The sequence below is a fragment of the Pantoea sp. SGAir0215 genome (assembly GCF_043543215.1).
The window spans coordinates 775,775-797,408 of record NZ_CP028031.1 but is presented as its reverse complement, the minus strand read 5'-3'; the positions used below and the strand labels follow the sequence as shown (position 1 = coordinate 797,408).

21 protein-coding genes and 2 pseudogenes are annotated in these 21,634 nt (G+C 54.0%); 7 read left to right on the top strand and 16 right to left on the bottom strand.

All coding sequences use genetic code 11. The features are described 5' to 3' along the window. Window positions 1–30 precede the first annotated feature (30 nt). Window positions 31–1,515 (bottom strand): 4-hydroxy-3-polyprenylbenzoate decarboxylase, encoded by a 1,485-nt coding sequence (gene ubiD, locus C1N64_RS03855; RefSeq protein WP_054634712.1) that lies wholly within the window; start codon window positions 1,513–1,515, stop codon window positions 31–33. Window positions 1,516–1,818: 303 nt separating this feature from the next. Here ubiD and rfaH point away from each other — a divergent pair, with 303 nt between their 5' ends. Next, window positions 1,819–2,307 carry a transcription/translation regulatory transformer protein RfaH gene (gene rfaH, locus C1N64_RS03850; RefSeq protein WP_006121479.1) on the top strand — a complete coding sequence of 163 codons (489 nt, stop codon included), beginning with the start codon at window positions 1,819–1,821 and terminating at the stop codon, window positions 2,305–2,307. On the opposite strand, the pseudogene C1N64_RS03845 reads toward rfaH, so the two are convergent. Further along, window positions 2,304–2,477, bottom strand: a pseudogene (locus C1N64_RS03845) (TatD family hydrolase); the annotation flags it as partial. The gene rfaH and the pseudogene C1N64_RS03845 overlap by 4 nt on opposite strands. Here C1N64_RS03845 and C1N64_RS03840 point away from each other — a divergent pair. After that, a pseudogene (locus tag C1N64_RS03840) lies at window positions 2,478–2,549 on the top strand (transcription/translation regulatory transformer protein RfaH); the annotation flags it as partial. It lies immediately after the preceding pseudogene. On the opposite strand, the gene tatD reads toward C1N64_RS03840, so the two are convergent. From tatD to udp, 9 genes are all read right to left on the bottom strand, one after another. After that, window positions 2,546–3,328, bottom strand: a complete 783-nt coding sequence (gene tatD / locus C1N64_RS03835) for a 3'-5' ssDNA/RNA exonuclease TatD (RefSeq protein ID WP_006121478.1) — start codon at window positions 3,326–3,328, stop codon at window positions 2,546–2,548. The pseudogene C1N64_RS03840 and the gene tatD overlap by 4 nt on opposite strands. Window positions 3,329–3,425: 97 nt before the next feature. Next, window positions 3,426–4,184, bottom strand: coding sequence for a Sec-independent protein translocase subunit TatC (gene tatC / locus C1N64_RS03830; protein WP_006121477.1), 759 nt, complete (start codon window positions 4,182–4,184; stop codon window positions 3,426–3,428). After that, window positions 4,184–4,819, bottom strand: coding sequence for a Sec-independent protein translocase protein TatB (tatB, locus tag C1N64_RS03825; RefSeq protein WP_033737384.1), 636 nt, complete (start codon window positions 4,817–4,819; stop codon window positions 4,184–4,186). The genes tatC and tatB overlap by 1 nt, the downstream gene beginning before the upstream one ends. A gap of 3 nt (window positions 4,820–4,822) precedes the next feature. After that, entirely contained in the window at window positions 4,823–5,077 is a 255-nt protein-coding gene (gene tatA, locus C1N64_RS03820) for a Sec-independent protein translocase subunit TatA (RefSeq protein WP_033737383.1), read from the bottom strand. Between the two features lie 109 nt (window positions 5,078–5,186). Further along, window positions 5,187–6,824 carry a ubiquinone biosynthesis regulatory protein kinase UbiB gene (ubiB, locus tag C1N64_RS03815; RefSeq protein ID WP_006121474.1) on the bottom strand — a complete coding sequence of 546 codons (1,638 nt, stop codon included), beginning with the start codon at window positions 6,822–6,824 and terminating at the stop codon, window positions 5,187–5,189. Continuing rightward, window positions 6,821–7,426, bottom strand: coding sequence for a ubiquinone biosynthesis protein UbiJ (locus C1N64_RS03810; protein ID WP_039339260.1), 606 nt, complete (start codon window positions 7,424–7,426; stop codon window positions 6,821–6,823). Before C1N64_RS03810 ends, ubiB begins: the two co-directional genes overlap by 4 nt. Before the next feature lie 11 nt (window positions 7,427–7,437). After that, the gene (ubiE, locus tag C1N64_RS03805; RefSeq protein WP_033737381.1) at window positions 7,438–8,196 is read right to left on the bottom strand and encodes a bifunctional demethylmenaquinone methyltransferase/2-methoxy-6-polyprenyl-1,4-benzoquinol methylase UbiE; all 759 of its coding nucleotides are present in this window, start codon (window positions 8,194–8,196) and stop codon (window positions 7,438–7,440) included. A 76-nt stretch (window positions 8,197–8,272) separates the two neighbouring features. Continuing rightward, on the bottom strand, window positions 8,273–9,772 hold the full coding sequence (rmuC, locus tag C1N64_RS03800) for a DNA recombination protein RmuC (RefSeq protein WP_394515262.1): 1,500 nt from the start codon (window positions 9,770–9,772) through the stop codon (window positions 8,273–8,275). 144 nt (window positions 9,773–9,916) lie between these two features. After that, window positions 9,917–10,678, bottom strand: coding sequence for a uridine phosphorylase (udp, locus tag C1N64_RS03795; RefSeq protein WP_394515261.1), 762 nt, complete (start codon window positions 10,676–10,678; stop codon window positions 9,917–9,919). A gap of 302 nt (window positions 10,679–10,980) precedes the next feature. Between udp and C1N64_RS03790 the strand changes: the two genes are divergently transcribed. From C1N64_RS03790 to C1N64_RS03780, 3 genes are all read left to right on the top strand, one after another. Beyond that, window positions 10,981–11,817: a dienelactone hydrolase family protein gene (locus tag C1N64_RS03790; protein WP_006121469.1), complete on the top strand. Its 837-nt coding sequence runs from the start codon at window positions 10,981–10,983 to the stop codon at window positions 11,815–11,817. 430 nt (window positions 11,818–12,247) lie between these two features. Next, window positions 12,248–13,165 carry an HTH-type transcriptional regulator MetR gene (gene metR, locus C1N64_RS03785; protein WP_006121468.1) on the top strand — a complete coding sequence of 306 codons (918 nt, stop codon included), beginning with the start codon at window positions 12,248–12,250 and terminating at the stop codon, window positions 13,163–13,165. Between the two features lie 84 nt (window positions 13,166–13,249). Further along, window positions 13,250–13,729: a YehS family protein gene (locus C1N64_RS03780; RefSeq protein ID WP_033737377.1), complete on the top strand. Its 480-nt coding sequence runs from the start codon at window positions 13,250–13,252 to the stop codon at window positions 13,727–13,729. Window positions 13,730–13,916: 187 nt separating this feature from the next. On the opposite strand, the gene C1N64_RS03775 is transcribed toward C1N64_RS03780, so the two are convergent. Beyond that, complete coding sequence (locus tag C1N64_RS03775; RefSeq protein ID WP_054634714.1) at window positions 13,917–14,780, bottom strand: carboxylate/amino acid/amine transporter; 864 nt, start codon at window positions 14,778–14,780, stop codon at window positions 13,917–13,919. Window positions 14,781–15,137: 357 nt separating this feature from the next. Between C1N64_RS03775 and glpT the strand changes: the two genes are divergently transcribed. After that, window positions 15,138–16,478 (top strand): glycerol-3-phosphate transporter, encoded by a 1,341-nt coding sequence (glpT, locus tag C1N64_RS03770; RefSeq protein WP_205950878.1) that lies wholly within the window; start codon window positions 15,138–15,140, stop codon window positions 16,476–16,478. A gap of 41 nt (window positions 16,479–16,519) precedes the next feature. Here glpT and yigL read toward each other — a convergent pair whose 3' ends face one another. Together yigL and pldB are read right to left on the bottom strand one after the other, a co-directional pair. Next, entirely contained in the window at window positions 16,520–17,320 is an 801-nt protein-coding gene (gene yigL, locus C1N64_RS03765) for a sugar/pyridoxal phosphate phosphatase YigL (RefSeq protein WP_033737375.1), read from the bottom strand. Window positions 17,321–17,374: 54 nt separating this feature from the next. Then, a complete protein-coding gene (pldB, locus tag C1N64_RS03760; RefSeq protein ID WP_006121462.1) occupies window positions 17,375–18,367 on the bottom strand; it encodes a lysophospholipase L2 in 993 nt (330 codons plus the stop codon). Between the two features lie 113 nt (window positions 18,368–18,480). Between pldB and rhtB the strand changes: the two genes are divergently transcribed. After that, window positions 18,481–19,104, top strand: a complete 624-nt coding sequence (rhtB, locus tag C1N64_RS03755) for a homoserine/homoserine lactone efflux protein (RefSeq protein ID WP_394515260.1) — start codon at window positions 18,481–18,483, stop codon at window positions 19,102–19,104. Between the two features lie 64 nt (window positions 19,105–19,168). Here rhtB and rhtC read toward each other — a convergent pair whose 3' ends face one another. Both rhtC and recQ read right to left on the bottom strand, forming a co-directional pair. Further along, window positions 19,169–19,792: a threonine export protein RhtC gene (gene rhtC, locus C1N64_RS03750; RefSeq protein ID WP_006121460.1), complete on the bottom strand. Its 624-nt coding sequence runs from the start codon at window positions 19,790–19,792 to the stop codon at window positions 19,169–19,171. Between the two features lie 12 nt (window positions 19,793–19,804). Further along, window positions 19,805–21,631 carry an ATP-dependent DNA helicase RecQ gene (gene recQ, locus C1N64_RS03745; RefSeq protein WP_006121459.1) on the bottom strand — a complete coding sequence of 609 codons (1,827 nt, stop codon included), beginning with the start codon at window positions 21,629–21,631 and terminating at the stop codon, window positions 19,805–19,807. Between the last annotated feature and the right edge of the window lie 3 nt (window positions 21,632–21,634).

Genomic DNA, 21,634 nt, shown 5'->3' with positions numbered 1-21,634 from the left:
TCGGGTCGTCTTTATGGTTATTGCTCACCATCAACGCTGTGATGGTTGATCAAAAATACCGAGGTCATCCCAGATAGCGTCGATACGTGCGGTAACGGCCGGATCTTTGACAATCGGCGTGCCCCACTCTCGTTGCGTCTCACCTGGCCATTTATTCGTGGCGTCGAGGCCCATCTTTGACCCTAGTCCGGAAACCGGAGACGCAAAATCAAGATAATCGATTGGCGTGTTTTCTACCAATACGGTATCGCGTGCCGGGTCCATACGCGTCGTGATTGCCCAGATGACGTCGTTCCAGTCGCGGGCATTAACGTCATCATCACACACAATAACAAATTTGGTGTACATGAACTGCCGTAAAAATGACCAGACGCCAAACATCACGCGCTTGGCATGTCCCGCGTACTGTTTTTTAATCGTCACGACCGCCAGTCGGTAAGAGCATCCTTCTGGTGGCAAATAGAAATCGACGATTTCCGGGAACTGTTTAATCAGAATCGGTACAAGCACTTCATTCAGCGCCACGCCCAGGACGGCGGGTTCATCCGGTGGCCTTCCGGTATAGGTAGAATGGTAGATCGCCTGATGACGCTGCGTGATGTGCGTAACGGTAAACACCGGGAAATTGTCGACTTCATTATAGTAACCGGTGTGATCGCCATAGGGACCTTCAGGTGCCATGTCACCGGGTTCGATATAGCCTTCCAGCACAATTTCGGCGCTCGCAGGCACTTCCAGATCGTTTGAGAGGCACTTGACGACTTCGGTCTTGTTGCCGCGCAGCAGACCGGCAAACGCATACTCTGACAACGTGTCAGGGACGGGCGTGACAGCCCCCAGAATGGTCGCCGGATCGGCGCCCAGTGCAACGGACACCGGGAAACGTTCGCCAGGATGTGCCTTGCACCATTCAAGATAATCCAGGGCACCACCACGATGAGAAAGCCAGCGCATGATCAGGCGATTTTTGCCAATCACCTGCTGACGATAGATGCCTAAATTTTGTCGCTCTTTATGCGGGCCGCGCGTTACGGTTAATCCCCATGTAATCAGCGGGGCAGCGTCGCCGGGCCAGCATTTCATGACCGGGATTCGGGTCAGGTCGACCTCATCACCACTGAAAACCACCTCCTGACAGGGCGCATTGCGCAACCTTTTGGTCGGCATATTCAGTACTTGCTTAAACTGCGGCATTTTACTGAACAGATCGCGGAAACCTCTCGGTGGCTCAGGTTCTTTTAAAAAGGCCAGCAATTCACCCACTTCACGCAGTGCGCTGACCTCTTCCTGGCCCATGCCCATGGCCACGCGTTTTGGCGTACCGAACAGGTTACACAGTACAGGCATGTCGTAACCTTTTGGGTTCTCAAACAGCAATGCCGGACCGCCTGCACGCAGGGTGCGATCGGCAATTTCGGTCATTTCCAGTTCGGGGTCGATCACGTGCGAGATACGCTTGAGTTCACCACGCTGTTCAAGCAGCGCAATAAAGTCTCTTAAATCCTGATATTTCATGCGGCTTCAACTTTCCGGCCAGAGTGAATTTGCCATTATAGGGCTGATTACATGAATGTGTGGAGCTTTATGCACCGCATGGCTTATCTTGCCCGTCACGGGCAACCATCAGACGAATAATGTCGCTTAGTTTTCGTGCTGAACCTTACCGCATAATGGCTATTTTTTCATTTTATGCGATGGCATTCGTCATTCAGAACAATCTTAGTTTATTTTCCAGGCAACGCCGCGTAACAGACCCCAATGCGCTATAACTCTGAGTGGAGGTTTGCTATTCTTAGCGTCCATTCATTGGGAGCAGTTATGGAATCCTGGTACTTACTCTATTGCAAACGTGGGCAGCTATTGCGTGCGAAAGAGCATCTTGAGCGGCAAGCCGTAAATTGCCTGAGCCCCATGATCGCGCTTGAGAAAATTGTGCGTGGCAAGCGAACTACCGTAAGTGAACCGCTGTTCCCAAACTACCTGTTCATTGAGTTTGACCCCGAAGCCATTCACACCACAACCATCAGCAGTACACGTGGCGTCAGCCATTTCGTGCGCTTTGGCGCGACGCCGGCCACCGTACCTGCTGTCGTTATTGATGCACTGCAGACTGATGTGCCACAAACGCTGATCGATCCTGAAACGCCGCAAAACGGCGATGAAGTCATCATCACCGAAGGGACGTTTGAAGGTCTGCGGGCTATCTTCTCAGAGCCCGATGGCGAAGCACGCTCCATCCTGTTGCTGAATCTGCTAAACAAACAGGTTGTCCGGAGCGTGGATAACCGACAATTCCGTAAAGCCTAACGCAGCCCGAACAGCGTGCGCGCATTATGATCCACCTGGGCTGCCAGCGCCTCTGGTTCCTCGCCTCGCCAGTTCGCGACCTGCTGCAGGATATGCGGTAAAAAACAGGGTTCATTGCGTCGGGAAGTTGGCCGTGGGCGCATATCCCGCGGTAACAGATAGGGCGCATCATCCTGTTGCTGAATCTGCTAAACAAACAGGTTGTCCGGAGCGTGGATAACCGACAATTCCGTAAAGCCTAACGCAGCCCGAACAGCGTGCGCGCATTATGATCCACCTGGGCTGCCAGCGCCTCTGGTTCCTCGCCTCGCCAGTTCGCGACCTGCTGCAGGATATGCGGTAAAAAACAGGGTTCATTGCGTCGGGAAGTTGGCCGTGGGCGCATATCCCGCGGTAACAGATAGGGCGCATCCGTTTCCAGTAGCAACCGTTCGGCGGGAATCAACGGCAACATCTCACGCAGGGCAATTCCCCGGCGTTCATCGCATACCCAACCGGTAATGCCTACCGATAAGCCCATTTCCAGGCAGGCCGCTAACTCTTCCCGGGTACCGGTAAAACAGTGAATCACGGCGGCGGGTAATTTGGGCAACCAGGGTTCAAGTACCGCAGCAAAGCGTTCATGCGCTTCCCGACAGTGAAGAAACACGGGCATATTCAGTTCCGCAGCTAATGCCAGTTGCGCGTCAAACGCATATTCCTGCTGCTGATGTGCGGACAGGTTACGATTGAAATCCAGCCCGCATTCACCTATCGCCACAACCTGGGCTTTTTCCGCCAGCCGGCGCAGCGTATTCGCGACCTCTTGTGACCACTCACTGGCATGATGGGGATGCACGCCCGCGGTGGACCAGCAGTAACCCGGATGAGCCTCAGCCAGCCGCTGCGCCTGCTGACTTTCCAGCGCATTGGTACCGGTAATCAACATGCCGGTGACGCCCGCGTCACGGGCGCGCGTAATCACCTTTTTTCGATCGGAGGCGAACTGCGTGCTGGTCAGGTTTACACCGATATCAAACATATTTTTACTCTCTGTCAAAAACATCCTAAACAAAAAACCGCCTGACGGCGGTTTTTGGCTTGTGTCTCCCGCTTCTGCGGGTGTACTGAATACGACATCAGGATTCGGTGTTCTGTTCCTCATCCTCTGTCTGACGGCCTTTTCCCACATAGTACCGTGAAAAGAATACGCCGACTTCAAACAGGCAGTACATCGGAATAGCGAGCAAAGTTTGAGAAAAAACGTCCGGTGGTGTGAGCAGCATCCCGACAACAAACGCGCCGACCAGGATGTAAGGACGCTTCTTTTTTAAATCCTCAGGGCTGGTAATACCGGTCCAGCACAGCAGCACTATGGCTACCGGCACTTCAAATGCCACACCAAACGCCATAAACAAGGTCATGACAAAATCGAGATAGTTGGTGATATCTGTCGCGATAGTGACGCCCTGCGGCGCGGTTTTCGCAAAAAAGCCGAAAGCCAGCGGAAAAACAATGAAATAGGCAAAGGCCACGCCAACATAAAACAGTAGCGTACTGGAAAACAGCAGCGGCATGACCAGCTTACGTTCGTGGCGATAAAGCGCTGGCGCAATAAACGCCCAGACCTGATAAAGAATAACCGGCACGGCAAGGAACACCGACACGATCATCGTCAGCTTTATCGGCGTGAAGAAAGGTGAGGCGACATCCGTCGCGATCATGCTGGCACCCGCTGGCATCTGATTGATCAGTGGCGACGCCACGGCATGGTAGATGTCATTAGCAAAGTAGATCAGTGCCAGAAAAATAACTAACACAGCAATTATGCAGTTCAGCAGACGTTTACGCAGCTCAATCAGATGGCTGATAAGTGGTTGGGTATCTTCAACGGCCATTATCGTTCATCACTTGCAGAAGGAGGAGAAGCTGGGTTGAGCGACGGCGCGGCGTTGCCCGGTTTTTCCGCAGGCGGTGCGTCTGTCCGACCCGGCGATTGCGGCGGAGCACTGGCATAGCCGGACGCAGGCCGCGGCGGGACCGGCGTGGTCGCCGTGTTGCTGTCCTGTGCCGGTGCAACCGCAGCGTCGACATGGGGTTCAACAGGTGCGTGTGCGGGTGACTGTGCCTGCTGCTCACTGGCCACAGGCGTCACCGGTTTCGGCGAGTCACTCCCCGTCTGGTGTAACGGGGAATGGATGGTGTTTGCTTCGTCTTCTTCTCTTTCGATATCAATGCTCTGTTGAACCGAGCGTTTCATTGAATCCGCGGTTTTACGCAACGCTTCCATGGATTCTTTCAGCTCAGGCGACAATGTGCCGTGGCTGGCTTCCTCCACCTTTTTCAGGCTGTCCTGCAGTTCCTGCAGTTTCAGCTCTTGCGCCAGCTCACTCTGAACATTGGCCGCCAGTGAACGGACCGCCCGAATCCATCCGACAACCGTTTTAACCGCATGCGGCAAACGTTGCGGACCCAGGACAATCAGCCCGATCACGAAGACTAATAGCAACTCACCAAAACCAATATCGAACACGGTTTACACCTGCTTGTCGTTCTTAATGTCGTCTTTCTGAGCAGACGTTGGCTGTTTGTCCGCCAGCGTTTTCGCATGGAAATCCGCGTCCTGCTCTTTTGGCTGATCTTTTTTGTCGTCTTCATCACTCATGGCTTTCTTGAAACCACGGATAGACGAACCCAAATCCGACCCCAGATTACGTAACTTATTGGTACCGAACAAAAGCACCACAATCACGGCAATAATTAATAACTGCCAAATACTGATACCGCCCATGAGATAGCCTCGATTTTTTGTTAAAAACTGCGGAATGAAGCACAACCTAAACCCTTGTTAATTCGGGTCTCAGTCAGCGACATTACCGCGTTTCAGCCGCGAGTGACAATCAGTTTGTCTTGCGCCAGCCGATTAACCAACTGACAAAACCTGCCGCCATTAATGCCGCCGGAAACAGGTCCCACTCAGGCCTGCTGAGGAGTACCGCTGTACCGCTAATCAGCAGCGTGGCACCGACGCCAAACAGGAAACGCGCCTGATGCTGACGTGTACGTTGGACACTCAAATCGTTCACGAGTTTATCGACGCTAAGACGTAACTGCTTATGCTGCTGCATGCTGTCATAGAACAACTCGGGCAGCTCGGGCAGTTTCTCTGCCCAGTAGGGCGCTTTTTCTTTCACTGCGCGAATGATCGCCGGAATACCAATCTGATCTTTAATCCAGTCTTCAAGGAACGGTTTCGCCGTTTTCCATAAGTCCAGTTGCGGATAGAGCTGCCGGCCAATCCCTTCGATATAGAGCAACGTTTTTTGCAACAGCACCAACTGTGGCTGCACTTCCATATTGAAACGTCGCGCCGTGTTAAACAGGTTTAGCAGCACATGACCAAATGAAATTTCAGCCAGCGGTTTTTCAAAGATGGGTTCGCACACCGTACGAATGGCAAACTCAAAGTCTTCCACGTTGGTATCTGCCGGTACCCAGCCAGAGTCAACATGCAGCTCTGCAACTTTGCGGTAATCCCGGTTAAAGAAGGCGATAAAGTTTTCGGCCAGATAGCGCTTATCTTCTTTGTTCAACGAGCCGACAATCCCGCAGTCGATGCCGATATATTGCGGGTCTTCTGGATGCTCATAGCTGACAAAGATGTTGCCAGGGTGCATGTCTGCATGGAAGAAGCTGTCGCGGAAAACCTGTGTGAAGAACACCTGTACGCCGCGTTCGGCTAACAGTTTCATGTTAACGCCATGCTGCTCCAGCGTCGCCACATCGGAGATAGGAATACCGTAGATGCGTTCCATCACCATCATGGTTTCGCTGCAGTAGTCGGAGTAAACCTCGGGAACATACAGCATGCGGCTGTTTTCGAAGTTACGCCGCAGCTGGATGGCATTGGCCGCTTCGCGCAGCAGGTTTAATTCGTCGATCAGCGTTTTTTCATAATCGCGCACCACCTCAACCGGACGCAGACGGCGACCATCCGGCAGCAGGCGCGGTACCCAACGGGCGATGCGGTAGATCAGCTTCATATCGGCTTTGATCACCGGCAGAATATCCGGGCGGATAACCTTAATGACAACCTTTTTGCCGTTGGATTTCAGTGTTGCCGTGTGAACCTGCGCAATAGAGGCAGAAGCCAGTGGGGTGATATCGAAGTCATCAAACCAGGACTCAATCGGTGCCCCCATGGAAGCTTCGATTTGTGCTTTGGCTTTCACGCCGTCGAAAGGCGCAACCCGGTCCTGCAAAATGGCCAGTTCATCGGCGATCTGCGGGGGAAACAGGTCACGCCGCGTGGACAGCATCTGACCAAACTTGATCCAGACGGGGCCCAGCTGTTCCATCGCCAGACGCAACCGAATACCCATCTGTTCGTGTTTGTGCTGGTTAGGAATCCAAAACACGCACCGCCGCCACAGCCGAAGCGGCAGAGTAATGCGCATTTGGGGAATCAGTTCATCAAGTCCGTATGTCAGAAACACCTTGATAATGAAATATAACCGGCGGATCTCTCCAAAACTCATTTCGCCTCCAGCTGTGCCAGACGCGCATTAAGCGCCTCAAGCGAACGTTCCATCGCGCTAACTTCCTCAGCAAACCAGGCAAATTCCAGCGCACCTGGCGCAACGCGCCACTCTTCCGTCAACGCCTGACCGAGATAATCCTGACGTCGCTGCGTTTCTGCTTTAAACAAGCGAAATGCGCGCTGCGCACCCTGGCTGATCCCTTGCGCGGCGATATCACCGATCCAGGGGGCCAGGTATTCGGCAGGATCCAGCTCAGCCAGATCCATCAACGCAGAGAATTGCTGCACCACCTGCAAATCCCCTTCGACCTGTAACTCACCGCTGCGTATCAGCGTCGTCAGTTGCTGGCGATCGCGTAGCTTCGGCAGCGACTTAAGCTGCGTAATAACCGTGCAGTCGCTGCTGTCCTGCCAGTCACTAAGGACATCCAGCTGTTGCTCACTGAACACCAGCACCAGCGGCCAGGATAGCTCACTCAAACGCAACATCAGTACCTTGCCTGCTAAACGCTGACGTGCGCTTTTCAGACCACGATCGCGGTAGAGAATACGGTTTAGCGCCGTTTCAATACCGGCAGTGATGACGGGGGTTAAGGTCATGGTCATAATGGTTAAAATTTAAACCCACGATGAAGTGCCACGATGCCGCCCGTCATATTTGAATAGGTGGTGTTTTCAAATCCCACATCGTTCATCATCGCTTTCAGGGTTTCCTGGTCGGGATGCATGCGGATGGACTCGGCCAGATAGCGATAACTTTCTGCATCCTGAGCAACCAGTTGGCCGATGCGCGGCAGAATATGGAACGAGTAGGCATCGTAGGCTTTGCTCAGCGGCTCAATAACAGGTTTCGAGAACTCCAGCACCAGCAAGCGTCCACCCGGTTTCAGCACGCGGAACATCGACGCCAGCGCCTTCTCTTTTTCCGTAACGTTACGCAGGCCAAAAGAGATCGTAATGCAGTCGAAGTAGTTGTCAGGAAACGGCAGCGCTTCGGCGTTGGCCTGAACATAACTGACATTGCCAACGATACCGAGGTTTCGTAGCTTCTCCCGGCCCATTTTCAGCATAGAGCTGTTAATATCAGCCAGAACAACCTGCCCGGTCTCGCCCACCAGCCGTGAAAATTTTGCGGTTAAATCGCCGGTTCCACCGGCCAGATCCAGGACACGCTGACCGCGACGCACACCGCTGCTGTCGATGGTAAAACGCTTCCAGACGCGATGGACGCCAAACGACATTAAGTCGTTCATCAGGTCATATTTCGCCGCTACGGAATGAAACACGTCCGCGACTTTGTCGGCTTTCTCGCTCTTGGCGACGGTCTGAAAGCCAAAATGGGTAGTTTCCTGCTGTGATTCATCTGCCATCGGTTTTACCTGCTCCACAAACAATACTTATGGAAGTGTATCAGAGTCACGGAGGTCAGGCACGTTGGCGACCTGCTTATTCGTGGAGGTGCCGAACCCGCTCACAACTTTCTTCTGCGTTTTGGTCGTTACCGGGCATACTGTCGTGCTCATTTTCGGGCATCGCGCGTTCGACCAGATGGGGATTGATAGCGCGTTTAACCTCTACACCTAAGTCACGGAAGCCTTCCGTTTGTGCGATCAAATTACCCCGCCCTTCTGCCAGCTTCTTCATCGCTTCACGATAGCTGTTTTGGGCCTTATCAAGGCTGTAACCAATACCGCTCATATCATCAACAAACAGGCGCATTTTGTCGTAAAGCCTGGCTGCGCGCTCGGCAATCCGCTGCGCATTGCGGCTTTGATGCTCGTAGCGCCAGAGATTGTTGATGGTACGCAATGCAACCAGCAGCGTGGTCGGACTGACCAGCATGATATTTTGCTGGAGCGCTTCGCCGATCAATTCTGGCTGCCGATCGATTGCCAGTAAAAACGCCGGTTCAACCGGGATAAACATCAACACATAATCCAGTGAGCGTAAACCGGGCAATTGTTGATAATCTTTACGGCCCAGCAAACGGATATGGCCGCGTACGGCACTGATATGCGCCTGAATGGCCTGTTCACGTTCAATGTCGTCATCCGCGTTGAAATGCCGCTCGTAGGCAACCAGCGTCATTTTGGCGTCGATCACCACATCTTTCCCCTGGGGAAGCCGGACGATGACATCGGGCTGCATGCGGCTTTGCTGCTCGTTCTGCATGCTGACCTGGATATCGTATTCATAGCCTTCACGCAATCCTGACGCTTCCAGTACCCGGCTCAGCACCACCTCGCCCCAGTTGCCCTGGATTTTGTTGTCGCCTTTGAGCGCTTTGGTCAGGTTGAGCGCTTCCTGGGCCATCTGCGCATTCAGTTGCTGTAGCTGACGAATCTCGTGGGTCAGTGTATGGCGTTCACGCGCTTCCGCGCCAAAGCTCTCATTAACCTGCCGCCGAAAGCCATCGAGCTGTTCACGCAACGGCCCAATCAGGCTGTTCAGACTTTGACGGTTTTGCTCATCAACGCGGCGACCGCTGTTTTCAAAAATTCGGTTAGCCAGGTTTTCAAACTGCGCGCTAAGCCGCTGCTCGCTGTTGGTCAACAGGCGCTGCTTCTCTTCCGCTGCAAAACGGGTTTCCTCAAGACGGATGGTCACTTCACGCAGCTCGGCTTCCTGCGCGCTGTTCACCTCCAGCTGATTGCGCAGCTCTCGTGTCAGTTGCTCGCTCTCATTACGCCAGTAATCCAGCTGTTGCAGGCGCTCATTGGCTCCGCTTAATGATCCATGAAGCTGTCTCAACTCCTGTTCGCGCTGTTGCAGCTGCTGCTGGAGCTGCTCGATATGCTGTTGCTGACGTTGTTGTGCTTCGTTAAGCAGACGGCGCTCTGTGGTAAAGCTGGCTAACTGATGACTGACACGCATTTGCGCCAGTATCCAGCCAACACCCAGGCCGGCGAGCCCAAGGCAGATGCTGATAATGATGTGCTGATCCATATTCTCCCCGCTGGTCAGGCTATTGAGGAAAAAGGTAAATTCGCACTGTATGAATGTCCAGATATATTTACTGAGGGGGAAAGACGAGACGTAAAGACAAGGCCATGACAGGCCGGACAGCCGGCCTGTCTGTCAAACGAAGGGCTAGAGTAAGCGACGGGCCGCTTCAACTACTATTTTGACGGCATCGCTTTCGGTCTGCTTCATCGTCACTGCATCGGGAATCTCTTTTTGCGTGCGGTTAACAATCACGCCCGCCACCATGCCTGCGCGCAGGCCCTGACTGGCGCACATGGTTAACAGCGTCGCCGATTCCATCTCATAGTTCAGGACGCCCATCTGCTGCCACTCCTGCATAGAGCCCTGAAAACGGTTCACGACGCGGCCCGAGAAGGTGTCGTAGCGCTCCTGGCCGGGGTAGAAAGTATCAGATGAGGCGGTAATCCCGATATGAGTTTTGGCACCGCAGGCTTCTGCCGCAGCCACTAAGGCCATTGTGCAGGTGAAGTCGGCGACGGCCGGAAATTCCATTGGTGCGAAGTGCAGGCTGGCACCGTCCAGGCGTACAGACGCCGTCGTAACCAGAACGTCGCCGACATTGATATGCGGCTGGATGGCGCCCGTTGTCCCTACACGCAGGAAAGTGCGCACGCCAAGCTGAGCAAGCTCCTCGACGGCAATGGAGGTGGAAGGTCCGCCAATCCCGGTAGAACAGACCACGACGGGTTTACCGTCAAGCTTAGCCAGCCAGCTGGTGAACTCACGATGGGAAGCCAGGTGCCGGGGATCGTCCATCAGTCCGGCAATTTTTTTTACACGTTCCGGATCGCCAGGAACAATGGCCAGTGTCGCCCCCTGCAGGTCGGCTTTCGTCAGGCCAAGATGGAAAACGTCAGACTGTGTCATATCAGACTCCGGGTTAAGGAAAAACAGTACGCCACTTTACGTTACCCGACGGGTTAAATGTGTGACTGGTTTCACTCAAGAAAATGAAAGTTACATTTTCGATGAAATTTTTAGTGATTAATATCACACATTTATCTCAGACCTTCCGTAATGCTACATATGGTGATGTGGAAGGCAGCATGAGAATGTTAAAGAGAAGTGTATTTTAAAGGTTATAAGCTCTGTTACGCATTGCCCGGAACCAGTAATAAATGCCCAGGCTATAGTTACGTGATTGCGCATACGCTTGCACGGAGATAACGATGAAAACCGACGATAATATGACACAAAAATCAGCCGCAGGCGCGTTTGCTCCGGCAGTTCAGCCCACGGCTTCGACCACCATTATTACCGACAGCCCGGCCATCCACGCCGGTGAGACGTCTATTCCGAGTCAGGGTGAAAATCTTCCGGCTTTTTACGCGAAACCGCAGTCAGCAGACGGGCCGTTGCCTGTTGTGCTGGTCGTGCAGGAAATTTTCGGCGTTCATGAACACATTCGCGACATTTGTCGTCGTCTGGCGCTGGAAGGCTATCTGGCTGTCGCGCCAGAGCTTTACTTCCGCGAAGGCGACCCCAACGACTACAACGATATTCCTACGCTGTTTAAAGAACTGGTCAGCAAGGTGCCTGACAGCCAGGTACTGGCGGATCTCGATCATGCCGCTAACTGGGCGGCCCGCAACGGTGGCGACATCCGGCGGATGGGAATTACCGGTTTCTGTTGGGGCGGACGCATCAGTTGGCTTTATGCGGCACACAACCCGCAACTTCGCGCTGCCGTGGCCTGGTATGGTCGCCTGGTAGGGGAAAAAACCATGAAGCAGCAAAAACATCCTATCGATATTGCTGTGGATCTGAACGCGCCTGTGCTGGGTTTGTATGGTGGTCAGGATGACGGCATTCCGCTGGAAAGTGTGGAGCAGATGCGCCAGGCCTTACATGCTGCAAACGCAAAGGCAGAGATCATTGTGTATCCCGATGCCGGGCATGCTTTTAACGCCGACTATCGTCCGAGCTACCATGCCGAATCGGCAAAAGACGGCTGGGCACGTATGTTAGCCTGGTTTAAGCAGTACGGTGTCGCATCCACTGAGTGATAAAAAAAGGGCGCGTAAGCGCCCAAACTCCCGACATCGCCATCCAACACCCGCAATCAGAGAGCTTTTCCGCGTTAACCCTGCTCAGCAGCGCCTGGTGGGTTTTCAGGCTGGATTGCGGAGTGTCCCATAGCCGTTCTGCAGCAACATAACGCGCCTCATTTTTTCTGCTATTTCTTGAGTGAATGTCGTCACCCTCCGGTCCGTTCCGTTTGGATAAGCAAATACTAATTTTTCAGTTCGCGCCGCACACCTGTACGTGAAAAGCCGGGAGTAGGGTTATGGATTGGTATTTGCTATTCTCCAGAAATGCCTGGGTCAGTCTGATCGCCAGTCACGTTTAGCCGTCCAGATGTTTACACCGCTATATTCTGCGGGTACTGTATGTCTCTCAAGCGCAAATTATTCAGTTTCGATGTGAAGGACCCTCATGATCGAATTCAAACATCTCCGGACGCTTCAGGCTCTGCGGAATACCGGCTCGCTGGCCGCCGCGGCCGCCCAGCTTCACCAGACGCAGTCGGCGTTGTCACATCAGTTCAGCGATCTGGAACAGCGGCTGGGATTCCGCCTGTTTGTACGCAAAAGCCAGCCATTGCGCTTCACGCCGCAGGGCGAAATTCTGTTGCAGCTGGCGGAACAGATTCTGCCGCAAATTCAGCAGGCGCTTCAGGCCTGCCATGAGCCGCAACAGACTACGCTTCGTGTTGCCATTGAATGTCATAGCTGCATTCAGTGGCTTACGCCGGCACTGGATAAGTTTCGTCAGAGCTGGCCACAGGTGGTGATGGATTTTAAATCAGGTGTGACCTTCGATCCGCAACCTGCACTGCAACAGGGTGAGCTGGATATCGTTTTAACGTCCGATATTCTGCCGCGCTCGGGCCTGTTCTATTCACCGATGTTCGATTTCGAAGTGCGCCTGGTGCTGGCACCCGATCATCCTCTGGCTCAGGTCGAACATATATCCCCTGACGCACTGGCCGACGAAGTGTTGATGATTTACCCGGTGCAGCGTCAGCGGCTGGATATCTGGCGTCATTTCCTTCAGCCCGCGGGCATCAGTCCTGCACTGAAGAATGTGGATAACACGCTGTTGATGATTCAGATGGTGTCGGCGCGCATGGGCATTGCCGCGCTGCCACACTGGGTAGTGGAGAGCTTTGAAAAACAGGGGTTAGTGATCACGAAAACACTGGGAGAGGGATTATGGAGTCGGCTTTATGCCGCCGTGCGTGACGGCGAGCAGCGTCAGCCTGTGCTGGAAGCCTTTATCCATTTTGCCCGTCAGCATGCCTGTGAACATTTGCCTTTTGTCAGGAATGCCGCGCATCCTGCAGCCGTTTAGCCGCATGAGCGACAAAGCTGCGCGGCGGCGGGCAAAATCCCCTATAATGCGCAGCCTGTTGACTGACCTTGAGACGATCTCACCATGACTAACAACGATATTTTGCGCAGCGTGCGCTATATGCTCGATCTGAACGATGCCAAAATGGTGGCGATTTTTGCCTTAGCGGAGTGCGAGGTTCCTCAGGCCGATATCACCAGTTGGCTGAAAAAAGATGAGGATGCGGCATTTCGCCCCTGCCCCGATGTCCTGATGGGCTATTTCCTGAATGGCTTAATCTTTCATCGCCGTGGGAAAAGTGAGGATGCCCCTGCGCCTTCCATCGAGCGTAAGATGAATAACAACATTTTCATGAAAAAGCTGCGTATTGCATTTGATCTGAAAACGACCGACATCCCTGATATCCTGAAAAAAGCCAACTTCACCGTCTCTCAGGCGGAGATTGGCGCGATCTTCCGTAAACCGGATCACAAAAACTATCGTGAATGCGGTGACCAGATTCTGCGTAATTTCCTCAAGGGGCTGACGATGATTCATCGCCCTGCGCCAGTTAAGCCCGCTTAAACCAGCCTCCGACTTACGCTCGTCCCGCCGGAGAAAGCGCACCGGGATAACAATGCGGTCCGCTCTGCCGGGCGAGCAGACGTCGTCTTGCTCGCCTTCTGCCGACGCGCGCCCGTCCGCCATGGGATCGCAACAGACTGAGCGGCCTGCTACTTTTGGCGCCGGTGCGCGGCGATGCCTTGTTTCTTCACTGTTGATTGTTCTTACCGACCACCCAGCGCTTATGGACCCACAAGGACGCTACTATCACGAGCGCACCGGCAATAAAGCTTGGCCAGTGTGGCTTTTGCTGCCATATCGCCAGGTTGACCAGCAAGCCTGCCGGCACATGCATGTTGTTCATGATGCCCAACGTGCCAGCATCGACCTGCGTAGCACCGTAGTTCCACATAAAGTAACCCAGTCCGGACGCCACCACGCCCAGCCAGACCAGAATGCCCCACTGCAGTGAGGTGGTCGGGAGTTTATGCGGGTTGCCCCAGACGGCCCAGGCCACCACCGCAATCAGCACCGCGCCCAGATAGAACCACGAAAAGGCCGTGTGCTGCGGCACAGGACGGGTTTCCTGCAAACGTTTGTAGCCCACCATACCTGCTGCAAAGCAAATATTGGCTAACTGTACCAGCAACAGGCCGAACCAGAAGTTATCGCTGACTTTGTCATAACGAATGATTGCCGCGCCCGCCACAGCCAGTAACGCACTGAAAATGTACCCTGCGCGCAGAGGCCGTCGACTGATCACGTCGTAGATCAACGTGACGTACAGCGGCGTCATCACGGTAAACAGCAGGAATTCAGACACGCTCAGATAGAGATAGGCTTCGAAACTCAGTAAATACATGATGCCCAGTTGCAGCATGCCTACCAGCATATACAGCAGGAGCGTAGAGGGGCGATAGCCGCGCCAGCGCAGGAAAGGCAAAAATACCACGGCCGCCAGCACCAGGCGCATCAGCACCGAAAACCAGCTGTCAACCTGACCGGCAAGATACTCGCCAATCAGGCTGAATGAAAAAGCCCATAGAATGGTAGTAACAATCAATAAAAGCACGGTAACAACCCCGAAATAAACAGAGCGACAGTGTAAACAATGTCCGCACAGCAGGGAGATTTATCTGGTTGACATCTGTGCATTAACCAGGCAGTTACGCATTAATTTGCCGGTCAGACTTTTTACCTTCTTATCGGGCATATCCTGTCAGCAGAAAAATGTGCGCATCAGCGCATCGGCCTGAGCTTTTCGCGCCAGATTGTCATAAATCTGTAACATATTTGTCATTCATCACAGTAAAGCCACGTATCTCTGTCTATTCTCTGCGCGAAATGGCGCATCCCGATCGCCGTTTTCTTGAGTTTTGCCCAACCTGCCGGGAATCAAAATCATAATGCGCCCTGGAGGGCCACCGCTATGTTGAGTATTTTTAAACCTGCACCACACCAGCCCCGGGTCGAAGACCATCGTATCGATCCACGCTACCGTCGCCTGCGCTGGCAAATCTTTATCGGGATTTTCGTTGGCTATGCGGCCTACTATCTGGTTCGAAAGAATTTCGCCCTGGCGATGCCCTACCTGGTTGAACAAGGCTTCTCACGCGGCGATCTGGGTTTTGCGCTTTCAGGCATCTCCATCGCCTATGGCTTTTCCAAATTTATTATGGGCTCGGTGTCAGACCGGTCAAATCCACGGGTCTTCTTACCTGCCGGCTTAACGCTGGCGGCTGCCATAATGCTGATTATGGGGTTTGTGCCCTGGGCAACCTCCAGCATTATGGTGATGTTCGTACTGCTGTTTATCTGTGGCTGGTTTCAGGGAATGGGCTGGCCGCCCTGCGGACGCACTATGGTCCACTGGTGGTCACAAAAGGAGCGCGGCGGCATCGTTTCTGTGTGGAACTGTGCGCATAACGTCGGCGGCGGGATTCCGCCCCTGCTGTTTCTGCTGGGGATGGCGTGGTTCAACGACTGGAAAGCCGCGCTATATATGCCCGCCTTCGGGGCGATCGCCATTGCGATTCTGGCCTTTGCCCTGATGCGCGATACGCCGCAATCTTGTGGATTACCGCCGATTGAGGCCTATAAAAACGACTATCCGGTGGATTACAACGAAAGTCATGAGGAAGAGTTCACTGCAAGACAAATCTTTATGAAGTATGTCCTTCCCAACAAACTGCTGTGGTATATCGCTCTGGCAAATGTGTTTGTCTACCTGCTGCGTTACGGCATCCTCGACTGGTCACCGACCTACCTGAAAGAAGTAAAGCATTTCACGCTTGATAAGTCCTCCTGGACCTACTTCTTTTATGAGTATGCGGGCATTCCCGGTACGCTGTTGTGCGGCTGGATGTCAGACAAGGTCTTTCGCGGCAACCGTGGTGCGACAGGGGTGTTTTTTATGACGCTGGTTACCGCTGCTACCGTCATCTACTGGCTAAATCCGCCGGGCAATCCCGGTGTGGACATGGCCTGCATGATCGCGATTGGCTTTCTGATTTATGGACCGGTAATGCTCATTGGTCTGCATGCGCTGGAGCTGGCACCCAAAAAAGCGGCTGGCACGGCTGCCGGGTTTACGGGGCTGTTCGGTTATCTGGGTGGCTCAGTCGCGGCCAGCGCCATTGTGGGTTATACCGTCGATTACTTCGGCTGGGATGGCGGATTCATCGTGATGATTGCCGGCGCCGTTATGGCGGTAGTGCTGCTGCTGTTAACCATGATCAGTGAGCACCGGCATAAGCAAAAAAGGGCATAACGGCTTTGCCAGAAGGCCGGCTTACCGGCCTTCTTTTCGGATTACGACAGATAGAGTGTTCTCAGCGTCTCCGGGACGGCATCCTGGGCATTACTGCCAATCACTTCCAGTTCAGGTAAGGTGTCTTTCAGACGCTGATGGGCGTTAGCCATAATGCAGCCTTTGCCTGCCATACTCAGCATTTCGACATCATTCATACCATCACCAAACGCAATACAGTCTTTAAGCGTAAAGCCTAACTGTTTTGCCACCGCTTCCAGGGCATGGCCTTTTGACACGCCGCCTGCCATCACTTCGAGGCAGGTCGGCAGCGAAAAACTCACGTTAACCCTGTCGCCCCAGCGTGCTTCGATGGCCTGCTCCATAGGGACAAGGTGTTCCGGTTCTTCACAGGTAAAAAAGACTTTGCTGATGCCATCCGTCGGCAGCATGCCCGGCTCATAAACCTGATAGTGAAAATCGGACTCGCGAAAATAATCCTTCTCCGCCGGACTGCAGCGGCTGACAAACCACTCATCGTCGCGATAAACATGCGTCAGCACGTCCGGATGATGATACTGCAGACCAAACAGATCGTGGGCGATGTCCGCGTCCAGATTGTGGCTAAAAACCAGCTCCCCTGCCGGATTGTGAACGCGCGCGCCGTTTGACGTAATCATGTAAGCCGGAATCCCCAGCTTGTCACGCATTTGCCCGACATCGATGTGATGACGGCCTGTGGCAAAAATAAAGTGAATGCCCTGCGCGACCAGTTGCTGAAGCGTTTCGCGCGCATTGGCGGTCAGGCGATGTTCGGGAGAAAGCAGTGTGCCATCCAGATCGGACACAACAATGTGGTACATGAAAACCTCGGGTATCGGTGTCGGTTGGCCGTAGCCGGTAATGTAAATTGCGAACTAATGCTGCGATAAAAAGAAATCGACGATGGTATTGAGCGCTTCGGCGCGCATGCTGTCCTTTTCAAACAGGATCTCGTGGCGCGCGCCGCTGATAACCTGCGGTGTCCGGCCCTGACAGGGGTGACCGGCTGCCGCCATCGCGTCACAAAACAGATCCTGCGAGCGATTATCCACCACGCTGTCTTCACTGGCCTGCAGCACCAGCAACGGAGTCGTAATGTTATCCACCTGGCTCAGAATATTGCGCCCGGCATGAATCCCTTCTCTGACCCAGTGATACGTAGGTCCGCCCACGCGAATAGCCGGATCATCCGCATAAAAACGCAGACTGCGGCGGTAGCGCTCATGGCTGTGCGTTAACCGGTTGATGCCGAAAGGGTGCGCCCGCCAGCGCCCTGTGCCTAATGCATAACCCTCACGCACAGCGGGGCGCTTTTCCGCCCAGTCAAGAATCTTATGCGCCAGAAAAGCGGGTAACGGCAACGCAATCCCAAACATGGGAGCCACCAGCGCGGCGGCATGAAATGCACCGGGCTGACGCGCCAGGAAAAGCGTCAAAATCGCGCCGCCCATCGAATGAGCCAGTGCATAGCGCTGCTGATAATGACGGCTCACAATTTCTTTGAGATAAAGCGTTTCGAGGTCATCAACATAATGGCTGAACTCCACCACATGCCCGCGGTGAGAGTCATCCAGCAGACGATCCGATCGCCCCTGACCGCGATGATCGAGCACGATCACATCAAAGCCGCAGTGAAAAAGATCGTAAGCCAGTTCGGGATACTTAACGTAGCTTTCGATGCGCCCCGGCACGATAAGGATGACGCGTTTATGTTGCGGTGAAATGAACCGGACATAGCGCAATGTCAGGTTTCCAACGCCAGTGAATTCGCACTCTTCACGGCTGTGCCAGAAATCAAGCAGTGGGCCAGTAGCAAAGGCGGCAAAGGCCTTTTCGCGTCGCAGCCAGCTTGCCCTGTGTTGCTTCATCCGCCCTCCTGATTGCCGGAAAAAAGAGTCTGAACGGCCGCATGATGTCCATGGCTCTGCGCAGCATTCTGGCGTATTGTGTCACACTTCAGACGAGACCGGGAGTACAACCCATGACCATCGAATGGTGGCTGACCTACCTTCTTACCACCACAATTCTGAGCCTCTCACCCGGCTCAGGCGCGATTAACACCATGAGCACCGGCATCAGCCACGGTTATCGTGGTGCCGTCGCCTCCATCTCCGGGCTGCAGGTAGGGCTCGCGCTGCATATCGCCCTGGTAGGGGTGGGTCTTGGCGCGCTGTTTTCTCAGTCGCTGCTGGCGTTTGAGATTCTGAAATGGGCCGGTGCCGGCTATCTGGTCTGGCTGGGTATTCAACAGTGGCGGGCTGCCGGCGCCATTGATCTCAACGCGATGTCAAAAGCGATGCCGCGTCGTCGCCTGTTTAAACGGGCTGTCATGGTGAACCTCACCAATCCCAAAAGTATTGTGTTTCTGGCCGCGCTGTTTCCGCAGTTTATCCTGCCTCACCAACCCCTTATGCTGCAGTATCTGGTTCTGGGCATAACCACCGTACTGGTGGATATCGTGGTGATGATTGGTTACGCCACCTTAGCGACGCGCATTGCAGGATGGATCAAAGGCCCTAAACAGATGAAGCTGATAAACCGTATTTTCGGGGGATTATTTATTGCGATTGGCGGACTGCTGGCCAGCGCAAGGCGAATGGCCTGATGTACACCTGCAGCCGCACGACAGAGCATACTGTCGGCGGCCGCATAAAGCCGGTCTGGCGACCTTAGCGTGACAGGATAAGATGAATGCCAAATCCGGCGAACAGTACGCCCGCCATGCCATCCACCCACTTCGCGGCACGCTGATATTTATCCCGCATCCATGGCAAAGCAAAAATTGCGGCGACCAGAGAAAACCATGCAAAGGTTTCGACGCTAATCAACACAAACAATCCCCAGCGCTCCAGCCCACCGACATCGTTACCGATAAATAATGAGAAGACGCTACCAAAATAGATCACCGCTTTGGGGTTAGAGAGATTGGTTAACAACCCTTTGATAAAGCTCATGCCTTTCTTTGGCAGATCGACGACAGGCTCCTGCTGTACCGGCTGCTTATGACGTTGACGCGCGGAACGGATCAGCTGCCATCCCATCCATAACAGGTAAAGCCCGCCACCGACCATGATGATTTGATGCAGCCAGGCCATTTTTTGCAGGATCAAATGCAGGCCCATTAACGCCACCGCTGCCCAGATCATGACCGCCAGCGTAATGCCCAACACACCCAACATCGCTTCTTTGCGCGAACGGCTGGCCGCCGTTTGCGAAACGAAAAAGAAATCCGGGCCGGGGCTCATGAGCGCAACAAGGTGGACCAACGCAATCGTGCCAAACAATATCAACATGGTAATGCCTCTTTACTCTTCATCAAGATGCTCTTTAATCATCAGCAAAAAGGGCTTACCGAAACGTTCGAGTTTACGGTGACCGACCCCATTCACGCTCAACATGTCTGACGCACTGACCGGCATCTGTTCCGCCATCTCCAGCAATGTGGCGTCGTTAAAGACCACATAGGGTGGAATGTTCTCTTCATCCGCTATCGCCTTACGCAGCTTGCGGAGTTTGGCAAACAGCTTACGGTCATAGTTACCCCCGTAGACTTTTGCCGAACTGCTGCTTTTCGGTCTGGTTGTAATGAGCCGTGGTACCGCCAGCATCAGCGGGACTTCACCGCGCAGCACCGGTCGGGCCGCTTCGGTAAGTTGCAGTGCAGAATGCATGGCAATATTTTGGGTGACTAACCCCAGATGAATCAGCTGACGCAGCACACTCACCCAATGCTCATGGCTGTTCTCTTTACCCAGCCCATAAACCGGCAGCTTGTCGTGACCCTGTTCACGGATACGATGATTGTTCGCGCCGCGCAAAACTTCAACGATGTAACCCATGCCAAAGCGCTGGCCGACACGGTAAATACTCGAAAGCGCTTTCTGGGCTTCAACCAGACCGTCATAGCGCTTAGGCGGATCGAGACAGATATCGCAGTTACCACAAGGTTGCTGCCGCCCTTCACCAAAGTAGTTCAGCAGCACCAGACGGCGACAGGTCTGCGCTTCAGCAAAGGCGTTCATGGCATTCAATTTATGCCGCTCTATGTCCTGCAGCGGGCCGGGCTGTTTCTCTTCGAGACATTTACGTAACCAGGCCATATCTGCAGGATCATAAAGCATCATCGCTTCCGCAGGCAGGCCATCACGACCCGCACGGCCGGTTTCCTGATAGTAGGATTCGATATTGCGGGGAATGTCGAAATGGACCACAAACCGCACATTGGGTTTGTTAATGCCCATGCCAAACGCCACGGTGGCGACCACAATTTGCAGATCGTCGCGCTGAAACGCTTCCTGCACGCGGGCGCGCTGCGCGCTGTCGATACCGGCATGATAGGCACCCACGCTGAGACCGCGGCTCTGCAGGCGCGCGGCCGTGTCCTCAACTTTTGCCCGGCTGTTGCAGTAAATGATGCCGCACTTGCCCCGCTGATCCTGTACGTAACGCAGTAACTGTTCGGTGGGTTTGAATTTTTCCACCAGCGTATAGCGGATATTGGGTCGATCAAAACTGCTGATTTGAATCAGCGGGTCCTGCATATGCAGCAGGTTGACGATATCAAGGCGGGTGGTTTCATCGGCGGTCGCCGTGAGCGCCATAACCGGCAGATCGGGAAAGCGCTGACGCATCTGCCCCAGTGCGCCGTACTCGGGCCGGAAATCGTGTCCCCACTGAGAAATGCAGTGCGCCTCATCCACCGCCAGCATCGCAGGCTGCCAGTGCGCCAGGCTTTCCAGGAAGTTATCCATCATCAGGCGTTCGGGCGCAATATAGAGCAACTTTACGCGTCCGTTTCGGCAGTCCGCCATGACGTTTTGCTGTTGCTCGCGGGTCATGGTCGAATTGAGACACGCCGCCGCAACACCATTTGCCAGCAGTTGATCCACCTGATCTTTCATCAGCGAGATCAAGGGCGAGACGACCAGTGTCAGCCCTTCACGCACCAGCGCGGGGATCTGATAGCAGAGTGATTTCCCGCCGCCGGTTGGCATCACCACCAGGCAGTCTCGCCCATTCAGCGCTTCATTGATAATGGCCTGCTGACCGGGACGAAACTGCTGGTAGCCGAAGGTATCCTGTAATACCTGCTGCGCCAACGCTTCCTGATTAAGAACTGCCGAGGTTGCCACTGT